Source organism: Vibrio sp. R78045 (assembly GCF_042466085.1).
Lineage (GTDB): Bacteria > Pseudomonadota > Gammaproteobacteria > Enterobacterales > Vibrionaceae > Vibrio > Vibrio cyclitrophicus.
The window spans coordinates 275,274-288,074 of sequence record NZ_JAXHBS010000013.1 but is presented as its reverse complement, the minus strand read 5'-3'; the positions used below and the strand labels follow the sequence as shown (position 1 = coordinate 288,074).

General features: G+C 42.2%; 9 protein-coding genes. 5 read left to right on the top strand and 4 right to left on the bottom strand.

Annotated elements, in window-relative coordinates; translation table 11 throughout:
* Window positions 1–25: 25 nt before the first annotated feature.
* The 3 genes from SJY39_RS11795 to nirB form a co-directional block, all read right to left on the bottom strand.
* The gene (locus SJY39_RS11795; RefSeq protein ID WP_010428993.1) at window positions 26–1,495 is read right to left on the bottom strand and encodes a NarK family nitrate/nitrite MFS transporter; all 1,470 of its coding nucleotides are present in this window, start codon (window positions 1,493–1,495) and stop codon (window positions 26–28) included.
* Window positions 1,496–1,636: 141 nt separating this feature from the next.
* Complete coding sequence (gene nirD, locus SJY39_RS11790) at window positions 1,637–1,981, bottom strand: nitrite reductase small subunit NirD (protein WP_010428996.1); 345 nt, start codon at window positions 1,979–1,981, stop codon at window positions 1,637–1,639.
* A gap of 249 nt (window positions 1,982–2,230) precedes the next feature.
* Complete coding sequence (gene nirB, locus SJY39_RS11785; protein WP_016793629.1) at window positions 2,231–4,822, bottom strand: nitrite reductase large subunit NirB; 2,592 nt, start codon at window positions 4,820–4,822, stop codon at window positions 2,231–2,233.
* A 501-nt stretch (window positions 4,823–5,323) separates the two neighbouring features.
* On the opposite strand from nirB, the gene SJY39_RS11780 reads away from it, so the two are divergent.
* From SJY39_RS11780 to SJY39_RS11770, 3 genes are all read left to right on the top strand, one after another.
* A complete protein-coding gene (locus SJY39_RS11780) occupies window positions 5,324–7,879 on the top strand; it encodes a molybdopterin oxidoreductase family protein (protein ID WP_010429002.1) in 2,556 nt (851 codons plus the stop codon).
* Between the two features lie 411 nt (window positions 7,880–8,290).
* The gene (locus SJY39_RS11775) at window positions 8,291–8,917 is read left to right on the top strand and encodes a hypothetical protein (protein WP_241805178.1); all 627 of its coding nucleotides are present in this window, start codon (window positions 8,291–8,293) and stop codon (window positions 8,915–8,917) included.
* A gap of 120 nt (window positions 8,918–9,037) precedes the next feature.
* Window positions 9,038–9,484: a DUF4262 domain-containing protein gene (locus tag SJY39_RS11770; protein WP_016788902.1), complete on the top strand. Its 447-nt coding sequence runs from the start codon at window positions 9,038–9,040 to the stop codon at window positions 9,482–9,484.
* Window positions 9,485–9,863: 379 nt separating this feature from the next.
* On the opposite strand, the gene SJY39_RS11765 is transcribed toward SJY39_RS11770, so the two are convergent.
* Entirely contained in the window at window positions 9,864–10,889 is a 1,026-nt protein-coding gene (locus SJY39_RS11765; protein WP_016793631.1) for an IS110 family transposase, read from the bottom strand.
* Between the two features lie 119 nt (window positions 10,890–11,008).
* On the opposite strand from SJY39_RS11765, the gene SJY39_RS11760 reads away from it, so the two are divergent.
* Both SJY39_RS11760 and SJY39_RS11755 read left to right on the top strand, forming a co-directional pair.
* Window positions 11,009–12,016, top strand: a complete 1,008-nt coding sequence (locus SJY39_RS11760; RefSeq protein ID WP_016792432.1) for a hypothetical protein — start codon at window positions 11,009–11,011, stop codon at window positions 12,014–12,016.
* 111 nt (window positions 12,017–12,127) lie between these two features.
* Entirely contained in the window at window positions 12,128–12,694 is a 567-nt protein-coding gene (locus tag SJY39_RS11755) for a hypothetical protein (protein WP_010429033.1), read from the top strand.
* Window positions 12,695–12,801 lie beyond the last annotated feature (107 nt).

Sequence of the window (12,801 nt, the reverse complement as noted above, 5' to 3'; positions counted from 1 at the left end):
TCTACGTTAACCGTTAGTGCTCAGACTAACTCGAAACATTGATAAGCGTGACACTGCCATCGTCGTTAACTTCAGCAATTTGACCGTTAGGTTCTTCCATGAACAATAGAGTCACAAAGCCAAGTACCGCTGTTGCAGCAATCACTAAGAAAAACGTTTGGTAGCTCACGAAAGACAATACTGTTAGGTAAACTACCGCACCAACGTTACCGTAAGCACCAGTCATACCTGCAATCTGACCTGTCATGCGTCGTTTGATTAGAGGAACTGTCGCAAATACCGCACCTTCACCCGCTTGAACGAAGAAAGAACACGCCATTGCTGCGACAACCGCTAGCCATACAGGCCATGTACTGTCTACTTGACCCATTGCGAAGTAACCTACAGCAAGACCAATCGTTAGAATAAGCAGGGTTGGTTTACGACCGAATTTATCTGAAATCCAACCACCACCTGGGCGAGACATTAGGTTCATAAAGGCATAAGCCGATGCAACCATACCTGCAAGAACGGGTGTTAATTCAAAGGTTTCAGAGAAGAACAGTGGCAACATAGAAACAACAGCCAGCTCAGAACCAAATGTCGCGAAATATAATACGTTCAGTACCGCTACTTGCTTAAATTTGTACTGGTGAATTTCTGGTACTTCTTCTTTAAATACGTTTTTGTTCACTTTCCAAACTTGTGAAACTTCATATACGTAAAGTGCGGCTAAACCCACGTAAACCGAGTTAACCGCCATATCAGAAAGCATGTTAATGTTGGTTGGCGATAGTTTCCATGTTAGTAGAGCAAGAGCGGCATACATCGGGATCTTCATAATAAGTAAGAAGAAAAAGTCACCCTTTGATGTTACTTCCATCGCTGTTACTTGAGCCGGTTTGAAGTATGTTGAGCCTTTTGGTGTGTCTGTTACGTTTTTGTAGAAGATAAACGAGAACGCTAAGCTCATTGCGCCAGTAATACCGACTGCATAACGCCAGCCATCTTCACCACCAAACGCTAGAGCTAATGTGGGAAGTGTGAATGCTGCCGCTGCTGAACCGAAGTTACCCCAACCGCCGTAAATACCTTCTGCTGTACCCAGTTCATTGTGTGGGAACCACTCAGACACAAGGCGAATACCAACAACGAAGCCTGCGCCAATGAAACCTAATAGGAAACGTGCAATCGCCGCTTGAATGAAAGAGTCTGCCATCGCAAACATAAAACAAGGAATTGAACAGACAGCCAGTAGTGAAGAGTAGACCAACCTTGGGCCATACCTATCGGTTAACATACCAATCGCGACACGCGCTGGAATAGTCAATGCAACGTTGAGGATCAGAAGTGTTTTGATCTCTTCAGTAGAAAGACCAAGCGTGGTTTTCACCATTTGCAGTAGGGGAGCAAAGTTGAACCATACAACAAAGGTGATAAAAAAGGCCATCCAACTTAGGTGTAAGGTTTTCATCTTACCCGTAAATGAAAGCAGCGAAAATTTTGTGTTATCCATGGTTTAAATCCTTTAAATCTGGAAAATTACCTGGCTTGAGCACGTGCGTTACTTCCGAAATTCGAACGCTTAAATGTGCTAAACCTTTATGCCGAAATTACTCACGCCTTAAAGCGTTTTGAGGATGATGTCGGCTGTTTATTAACTGGCGATAGCAAGCGGTGCGAGAACTTGTACATGTTCACCTTGCTTGCGAACTTCAAATTTCATGAGCTTGAGTTCTGGTTGTTCAAGACATGCTCCAGTTTCTAAGTGGTAATGCTGCTTGTATAAGGGCGACGCGACATACGGTTCACCGCTTAATGAGCCAATGATACCACGAGACATCACATTCGCTTTGCCGATAGGGTCGTAGTTAGATAGCCCATACAGTGTGTCACTGCGTTTGCAGTAAAAAATAGCCACTTGGTTATCGTCTACTTTGGCGCAAATACCACCGTTTGGGGTTAAGTCCTTGGTGTTGCATACGGTTGTCCAATTTTCCATGACTTTCTCCTAGTCTAAAATTGAGTCTTTAATCATTTCTCTAATTTTTTCGTTTCTAAGCAGTTCGTTTCCGAGCTGCTGTAATCTTTGTCATTTGAGTCGTCTTTCTTGTCTTTATAGCTGAGCGGCGGGAGCGACTTGCTGAGCATGCCAGTCACTTCCTAGCGTTTTATGTTAGATGCTTTACCTTACTCAACTGTTTTTTGGGGGTACGACTACTGTTGTTTATAAAGCTGATGAAACTGATATTTATGAAACTTCAGTCACTTCGATTTGGTCAGCCTTGGTTAGCTTTTCATCGCGTTGCGAATCTAAAGACGCGCTAATGTTTCTAATGTTTGGTTTAGGAAAGCGCTGCTCTCGTTCTTTGATGAATGAAAGGCTAGTGTCCATCTCTTCGCTGTTGATGTAGTGCTGGAAGCGCTTCATCTTTTCAGGGTTTTCGATGGTGGTTTTCCATTCACACTGGTATTTCTCGATGTTGAGCGCGATGTCGGCTTCAAGTTCTTCAACAACATTGAGCTTGTCTTCAATCACGACTTGTTTGAGGTATTCAATGCCGCCTTCAAGGTTTTCCATCCATACTGATGTGCGTTGCAGGCGATCTGCAGTACGTGTGTAGAACATTAGAATGCGGTCTATGTATTGCAGAAGGGTGGTTTCATCAAGGTCGGTAGCAAAAAGGTCACCATGGCGAGGGCGCATACCACCGTTACCACAGATGTAGAGGTTCCAACCTTTGTCGGTCGCGATAATGCCGAAGTCTTTCGACTGCGCTTCTGCACATTCACGAGTACAGCCAGAAACTGCAAACTTGGTTTTATGTGGCGAGCGTAGCCCTTTGTAGCGGTTCTCTAATCGAATCGCTAAGCCTACGCTGTCGTCGATACCGTATCGGCACCAAGTGCTGCCCACACACGACTTAACAGTACGAACCGACTTACCGTAGGCGTGGCCTGTTTCGAAACCTGCATCAATCAGCTTTTTCCAAATGATAGGCAGTTCGTTAAGCTGCGCACCAAACAAATCGACACGCTGACCACCGGTGATTTTGGTGTAAAGGTCGAACTCTTTCGCGACTTCGCCAAGCACGATCAATTTGTCAGGTGTGATTTCACCGCCTGCAATACGTGGCACAACTGAATAAGTGCCGTCTTTTTGCATGTTGCCTAGGTAGATATCGTTGGTGTCTTGCAGTTCAATATGCTGATCTTCTAGGATGTAATCGTTCCAGTAAGAAGCCAAAATTGAACCGACTGCAGGCTTACAAACTGTACAGCCTAATCCATTGCCATGAGAATCCAATAGCTCATCGAATGTCTTAATTTTGTTGACGCGGATAATGTCGGTAAGTTCTTGTCGAGAATAGGCAAAGTGCTCACAAATATCGTTTGAGACTTCCACACCAAGGTTGCTTAGTTCACTGTCTAAAACTTGTTTAGCAAGCGCAGAACAACCACCACAACCTGTTGAAGCATTGGTTGTTTCTTTTAATGCTGCCATGGTGGTGCATCCAGCAGATACTGCGTCTTTGATATCGCCTTTGGTCACATCAAAACACGAACAAATCACTGCGCTGTCAGGCAGGGCTTCAACACCCATTGCTGAACCAGAATCGTCCGCGAGGTTTGGCAGAATAAGCACGGATGGGTTTTCAGGAAGAGGCATATCATTTTGTTTGATTTGCAGTAGTGACCCGTAAGCCTCTGCGTCGCCCACCAATACTGCACCAACAATCTTTTTACCATCAGCTGAGATGATAAGGCGTTTGTAAACTTGCTCGATTTCGTCGTTATAAGTATACGATTGAGCACCTTCTGTTTGGCCGTGTACTTCACCTATACTTGCGACATCAACACCAAGCAGTTTGAGCTTAGTGCTCATGTCGGCACCAGTAAACGAAGCGTCGCTCGCGCCATCAGAGATGATATGCGCTGCTGCGACTTTCGCCATTGAATAGCCAGGAGCCACTAAGCCGAAGATCTTGTTGTCCCAAAGTGCACATTCACCAATCGCATACACATTGTCAATGTTGGTTTGGCAATGATCGTTAATCACGATGCCGCCACGTTCACCAATGGCAATATCAGAGCTACGAGCTAGGGCATCTTGAGGACGAATACCCGCAGAAAACACAATCATATCGGTTTCAAGATGGGTGCCGTCTGCGAAGTTCATACGGTAGCGAGAAGTCTCACCCGCGACTATCTCAGAGGTTGCCTTCTCAGTGTGAACCTGAACACCAAGGTCTTCAATTTTACGGCGTAAAAGCGCACCGCCACCGTCATCCAACTGTACGGCCATCAGGCGAGGAGCGAACTCCACCACATGGGTTTCCAAACCAAGGTTTTTAACTGCATTTGCGGCTTCTAAGCCAAGCAGGCCACCACCAATAACCACGCCCGATTTACTGCTTTTGCTTGATAATTCAATAGCGTCTAAGTCTTCGATGGTGCGATAAACGTGGCAATGTTCTTGGTCGTTACCGGGAATAGGAGGAACAAAAGGAAATGAACCCGTCGCTAGAATTAATGTGTCATAACTCTCGGTATGTCCCGACTCTGTCACAACGCACTTATTGTCAGTGTCTAGTTGAGCGACTTTTGCGTTCAATAGGTAGTTGACGCCATTGCTTTGGTAATACTCTTCGCTGGTCAATGCCAAATCTTCGGCATTTCCACGTTTGAAGTAAGCTGTAAGCTGGACTCGGTCATAGGCTAACCTAGGTTCTTCGCTGAAAGTAATTACATCAAAATCATCACTTTCTGATTGTAAAATGTTGTCGATAAATTTGTGTCCAACCATACCGTTACCAACGACGACGATCTTCTTCTTGCTCATAATCCATTCCTTATTCTCGGCTTCATTGTTTATAGCGTTAACGTTTATAGCGTTTAACTTCTAATGGTTAACAAATGAATACCGGGTTGAGATTCCACTCAATTCATCATTATCAAGAAAACAAAAATTGTTTTTCTAACTCTTGGTTTTTAGTAGAGCAAGGAGGGTGCCAAATTGTGATTTAGCAAAATAAATAAAATAAAATTTATATTTTTCAATAAATTAAAAATTATAGGTAGAACGCAATTACCCCTAAAGTGGTATGTAATTTTTTTGTTAAATTTATGAAAATGAACGTTTGTGGTGCAACTTTCCGCAAGATGGTGCAAAAAATAAGTTTTTGATATCAACCAGTTCTTAGTAACTGGTTTATTATTGTTTTTATTCCGCTAAATTATTGTTTTATATCGGTTTTTCTTATTTGTTTGATTCTTGGATTTAATGGCGTGCTATTTGCTTTAGTTAAATAAATGCAATTTTGGATAATTGAGCGAGAAACGGATGAGTGATTCAAACAGTGGCTGGATAAAATCGACATGTGCCTATTGTGGTGTTGGATGCGGAATAGAAGCGAGGCCCACTGCATTAGGTAAGCTTGAAGTACGTGGTGACAAAGAACACCCGTCGAATTATGGAAAGTTATGTACTAAAGGTATTGCTCTAGGTGAAACCGTAACACCTCTAGGTCGTCTTACTCAGCCTACTCATATTAAGAATCAACAAAAACACGAACTCGTATGGGATGACGCCACTCAATTGGTCGCTGATAGGTTTAACCAAACCATTGAAGAGTTTGGTCCTGATTCAGTTGCGTTCTATGTCTCTGGCCAACTGTTAACAGAAGACTATTACGTTGCTAATAAGCTGATGAAAGGCTTTATTGGTAGCGGAAACATTGACAGTAACTCAAGGCTTTGCATGGCATCGAGCGTTGTTGGACATAAACGTGCATTTGGTAGCGACACGGTTCCTATTTGTTATGAAGATTTAGAGCAAACCGACTTGGTCGTGATTACTGGCTCAAACTTAGCATGGTGTCATCCGGTTCTTTTTCAAAGGTTAAGAGCAGCTAAGCAAGCGAATCCCAAACTGCAAGTGATCGTCATAGATCCTCGTTATACCGACACATGTGAAATAGCAGATCAACATTTAGCGATTGAATCGGGCTCTGACGTGGCCTTGTTTAACGGGTTACTTTCATACTTAGCGGATAATGATGCACTTGATGAAGGCTATATAAGCAAACATACAGAAGGCTTCCAACAAGCGATCAAGTCAGCAAAGAAGTATGTTTACCACGCTGATTCAAGCATCAATTCAGAGCAAAGCGTCAGCCAACTGACCGGGTTAGCGGAACAAGAGGTTGAGCGCTTCTATCGCGCGTTCGCTTCTAAACAAAAAGTCGTCACCATTTATTCTCAGGGCGTGAATCAGTCGAGCCAAGGTTGTGACAAAGTGAACGCTATTCTCAACTGTCATTTAGCCACCGGAAAAATCGGACAAGCAGGTATGGGGCCTTTCTCTGTGACAGGGCAGCCCAACGCAATGGGCGGTCGCGAAGTTGGTGGTTTAGCGAATACGCTAGCGGCGCACTTTGAGTTTGGGGATGAGAAATCACACCAAACGGTGAGTGATTTTTGGCAAACCGATAACTTAGCAACCCAACCCGGCTTGAAAGCAGTCGAGTTGTTTGACGACATGCTTGAAGGCAAGATCAAAGCGGTGTGGATCATGGCGACCAACCCTGTGGTGAGCCTTCCAGACAGTGCGAGAGTGAAAGCAGCGCTAGAAAACTGTCCATTTGTGGTGGTGTCAGATTGCATCGCCGATACTGAAACCACACGCTTGGCCGATGTTGTGTTACCTGCGCAAGGTTGGAGTGAAAAATCGGGTACCGTGACCAACTCCGAGCGCCGTATATCAAGGCAGCGCCGCATATTGCCAAGCCCGGGTGAAGCTAAACCTGATTGGTGGATGATTAAAGAAGTGGCGCAGAAAATGGGTCATCAACATGCCTTTGATTATCGTCATGAAGGGCAGATATTTGAAGAGTACTGTCAAATGACGGGGCTTGATAATACTAACGGTAAAACGCGAGACCTGTGTTTAATTGGTCTAACCAAATTGGACGATAAAGGTTATAGCGAGCTAAAACCCCAGCAATGGCCCGTACTAGAATTACAGCAAGATATCGTAAATAAACGAATGTTCACTGATGGCGAATTTTTCACTAAGTCCGGAAAAGCCCAGTTCGTTGCGGTTGAACATGCTTTACCATTAACGACGTCGTCACCAGACTATCCGCTTATTATGAACAGCGGACGAGTGCGCGATCAATGGCATACAATGAGTAGAACAGGGCTTGCCTCATCACTTGGAGACCACACACCCGAGCCGTTCATTGCTGTTCACCCTGAAACCGCCAAGAGATTTGGATTGGAAACGGGCACAAACCAAACCAACCAGGTTGTTAAAGTGAAAAGCGCTCAAGGTGAGTCTCAAGCGCGCTTGGTATTAACCCAAGAGATGCGTAAAGAGCAGGTGTTTATGCCGATTCACTGGAACGGCACCACGGCCAAAGACAGCAAGCCGTGTGACCTGATTTTACCTAACACCGATTCCAATTCAGGACAGCCAGAATTTAAACACACACCTGTGATGTTAGAAGCATGTGCTTATCGCAGCGAAGCGGCACTGGTCAGTGATAAGGTGATGGATTGCAGCAGCTTTGATTACTGGGTTAGACAGAAAGTCGAGGGCGGATTTTTGTATCGTATCTCGTCATCTAAGAATCCTATGGAGTTGGTGATTCAGCTTGCCAACACACTGGACGAATTACCTGAACCCAACGCAGAAGCGGTGAAATCACTCCATTATCACGGCAATAAATCGTTCAAGAACTACGGTTCAGCCAAGCTTGGTGAGTTTGGTGTGAAACAAGCGTTCGTGGTTAACAGTAACCTAGATCATGAAAGTATCAACTGGCTGGTGGAATGCCTAACCCGAGAAGCCGATGAAGAATTCGAAGCCGAGTTTTTGAGTACCATGGCGAAGTAGTTACTACCTCACATTCATCCATACCAATAGCGTAGACGCCGACAATCATGTCGGCGTTTTTGTTTGAGTGTACAGCTCCCCAGTCCGTGACAATTCATTGCCTGAACTGTGGTTCAATCATCAACTAACCCAAAGACTTAGGTCAAAACTGCCTAGGATTTGGCCAGTAAATCACCGAAGAAGGTAACGATTAACTCACACATTGAGGTGTTTTCTGCATTTTACTGGAACTATATGGAAAATTTCTGCTTTTGGTCATGTTCGATAAAGCAGTAATCAGGTAAGGTTCTGTTATTAAATGGGTTATTAGACCGAGCCTGAACTGTTGAGATGACTAGACAGAATTGTTTCAGGGACAAAATACAGAATTATTCTGTCTAATATAGCTGTTAGAAATTCAGGAGAGTAATAGTGCACATTTTTGTAAGTAGACCTACTTGGGTTTCCCCTGAGTTTGATGCTGGTTTGGAAGTCTTTTTAACTTCAATAAAAAATATGGGGTTAACAGCTCGCACACTTGGTAGTACAGATTATCCAAGTAAGGCTCCTTTGGATGAAGTTATTGAAATAATGGAGGAGTGCCAAGGCGCAATTATTCTAGGGTATCCTCAACTGTTAATCTCTGAAGGAAAAGTTAAAGATTCAGAGATTGAGTCTGAACTAATGCTTCCAACAGAATGGAATCATATTGAAGCTGCTTTAGCTTACTCTAAAGGTATTCCTTTAATAATGTTTCATCATAAAGGTGTATCTCGCGGAGTTTTTGATCGTGGTGTTATGAACGCCTTTGTTCATGAAGTTGATTTCAAATCTCCAACTTGGAGTATGGATTCTGCTTTAAATGGCGCAATCCAAAAGTGGCGAGCAAATTGTGAGTCGGGCAATTCAAACTTTGGTGTCACAGCCGAAGTTGACCCAGATAAACCAACTTGTCCAAATTGTACGACTAAAGCAAAACCAATTTATTTGAGTGCATTACCACAAGATTTTCGTGAATTTGGGAACTGGAGATGTTCTGCCTGTAACTATATGGCGTAAAGAATTTCTAACAAGGCATTTAAACGGAACTAAAACAGTGGGTTACGTTCCGCTTCGCTTCACAGTATAACCCACAATTTTAGTCCGCTTAATGCGGCGTTAGTTTTACAAAGGTAGATTATGGATCAATACGAAGAAAAAGCGCTTAAAGATATAGAACAGTGCGGATGTCATATTCTCCATATAATGGAAGAGGATGAGTACCCAGGATTCTCTTATTCAATTGGTATAGAGAAAACAAGCAGTCAACCAGAGATAATAATCACCGGTTTAAATCAAGAAGTAGCACATTGGATTGCAAACGAATACAACAATAGAGTTAAAGCTGGTGAGATATTTAAGCCAGATGAATACTATTCAGACTTCCTTGAAGGATTTGATATAACTTTTAAAGAAGTAAGTCCAGAATACTACGCTGAATACTTTGGTTGGGCTAACTGGCTTTACAAAGGCAATAATTTCAAAGTCCTTCAGTTCATCTATCCGGATACTTCTGGTGTTTGGCCTTGGGATTCTGAAGCATCCGCAAATTTTAAATGGTTTTTACCTAAGCTATATGCAAACTAACAAATTGTTCAAGAGTGATTCGGCACGTGTGGCATTTTTACTATGCGTTGATTTTAGTGGTTAAGGTGGTATGCGGAGGCTCAGGTATTGTGTGCCTCACACCTTAACAAGGCTACATGGATTCCCCCGGTTGTCAAACATCCGCTAAACTTATGTTGATGGGTTTTGGACTGCCGCTCTACATTCGGCCTACTTATCGACGATTCGCATACGTCGTGGCCCTGATGACTTTACGCGACTGCGGTGCCTTATTCGTTAGATGACATCTAGTGTGTCCGCCGCATTAACAGGCTCTCCGCAAGTGGTCTTAACCTATCTCCATCATTAGCGTCTGCAATGACCCGGTGGGTTTAACTCTTTATGCTGCTTCGATTTTTACTTAAGCAGCATAGTTTTCATATTCTGTTTGATTGTGTAAAAGTGACCATATAATTCGTGCGTTCTTCGCGGCCAGTGCCACTATTGCTCGGTTCATTCCTCTTCGTTCTAGAACGCCTCGACACCACTGACTTAACTTATCTTGCTTGTCGCCAAGATTGGCAATCACGGTCCTTGCGCCATGAACTAATAGTGTTCGTAAGTATTTATCACCGTGTTTGGTTATTCGGCCTAAGCGAGGTTTTCCTCCGGTGGAATATTGCTTTGGTACGAGTCCTAGCCAAGCAGAGAAATCACGGCTTTTATCAAATTGAGAACCATTGCCTATCGAAGCAAGTATCGCAGTCGCGGTTTGCGGCCCAATACCTCGAACTTTCATCACTCGTTGAACATTAGCGCTGACCTTAGCAAAAGAGTCGAAGACTTGTTCAGTATCGGCGATACGTTGATTTAATTCACCAAGGTGGTGATAAGCATCGGCAATCACCGTTCTAGCGAGATGTGGCAGTTCATTTTCTGCATCTTCGAGCATTAAGGGAATCTGTTTCATCAACGAAGAGCGACCAACGGGAATGATCAACCCGAACTCAGAAAGTAGGGCGCGCATGCGATTCATAAGCGCGGTGCGTTCACGAACCCAATGCTCTCTCATTCTATGTACCGATAGGATGGCTTGTTGCTCTGGTGATTTTACGGGCACAAAGCGAGTGGATGGTCGCTGAACAGCTTCGCAGATAGCTACTGCATCATTAAGGTCGTTCTTCCCTTTAGTTCGATAAGGAACCACGTATTTAACGGCCATGATGCGGGCGTCATGACCCAGTTTATTGAGTGTTCTTGCCCAATAATGTGCACCACCACACGCTTCAACGCCTATACGCATGAGTGGCATATTTGTTATTGTAGTCAGTAGTTTAGAGCGGGTTACTGACTTATGAAGTATGACCTTACCATTTTGGTCTACGGCATGAAGACTAAAGTGGTTTTTGGCTAGGTCGATACCGCAGGAATAAGAATAATCAGACATGGTGCCTCCGATGCATTTAAGTACCACATAAGTGTGGCAGATCCTCGGTAGGGGGAATCCATGTCATTCGTTATACATAAAGTTGTAATTTATGAGTTTATTGTAAATATGAGAAGAAAATGAGAATAAGCCAATTTCAAAAATACTCACAAAAAGAAAATACTGTTACGAACAATGTTTTATTGATGCTCTCTAGGTTGAATGACCTAAATGTAAGTTATTACAAATCAATAATTGAGCGTTCAAATGAAGGAAATATTCGGCAGGATTATTATCCTCAACCTATTTTCACACAACAGGTTGGTATGGGAAAAGGAATAATTGATGGTCATATTGAAGTAAAACCATCAAAGATAGTCATTGAAACTAAATTGAATAGTAAGGAATTGATCGGAAAGTTAATTAAATATGGAGAAGTGTTTAATGCAAATAGCCACAATCAACTATGGCATTTAAGTTCACTAAAATTCGATGAAGATGAAGTTATTAAAATAAATAGAGAGCTAAAAAAATCATATCCGAACTTAAAAATTCAATTTATTAATTTATTGTTTAATGATTTGATTGAGAATTTAGCAGGTATTTACGAAGAAAATACACATGATATGGAACTGCGCTTACTTCTTGATGATTTTAGTGGTTACTGTATTGGAAGTGATTTGATTTCTAATGAAGAATATAAATTATTATTCGCACCTACTGGTTTTTCATATACTTGGAACAAAAAACACAAAATATACTATTGTCCAACTAATTGGCACAGTCAGAAGTTTAAATACTTCGGTTTATATAACAGCAAGTCTGTAAGAACAATATCTGAAATCGAGACGATAATAATTGCAGATTATGATTCTAATACAGGCTCATTGGATATTCATAGTAAAGGGCATACAAATGAACAAAAAGAACGTCTTCAAAAGGGATTGTCTGAATTAGGCGAAGATCATTCTGGATTAAAATATTATCTCCTTCCTGAAAACAGTACTTATGAAACTGATTTTAAAAAAGCATCTCACGGAGGCATTCAAGGTTACAGATATAAAGATCTTAGAGATTACTTAACTATTAATGATTACAATGATCTGAAATTAATGGCTGAAGAATTAAGAAAAGTAACGTGGAAATAGAAAATGTATAACAAGTCATTTAAATGGAAAATTAACAGTTGGCCATCGCTACGCGATTATAGCCAACCATTAATTTCCACTTAATGAGGCGTTATATTTTCGGAGTGTATGATGAACGACTTTGATGTAAATCTGGATAAGCTGGGACAAATACGGGATTCTTTAGTAGATCCAAAATCTATTTGGTCATTAGCAAGAAAACTGAAACAACAGAGCCGAACTTTAGCGTTAAATGCCCCAAATAGTGATCTGTCTTTACCATCAAATCCTGGGATTTATTACTTTGAAGCTAAATTTAACTTCAAAGATTATGAATATCTTGAAGACTTTGGTAATAGTTGGGGAGTAATTAGATCAAAAAACCTTCCTAAAGGGGTTTCTAGGTACTATCCGAGTCGAGCGAAGAATCATATCTCCCGTTTAAAGCAAGGGAAATTTATACCGTTATACCTCGGTAAGCGTGACAATTTGAGTGATAGGATTATCAATCATTTAGATGGAAGCGAAGAGTCGGGTACATATGCGTTAAAACTTAGAAGTCGCCCTGAATTACTTTCTGGTGTCGAATTAAGGTATAGTTTTCATGAATTTAATATAAATCCGAGAGCATATTTTGGTGTCGAAGTTATAGAAAAAGCTCTCAGGGAAGTGTTTAATCCAATCATAGGCAAGCAATAAAAATATAACAAAGCGTTCAAGACAGATTCTGTAGTTGACCCGGTGTAATTGAGCACTGAATAAGTGTAGTAGATCCTCGGTAGGGGGAATCCATGTCATTCGTCAGC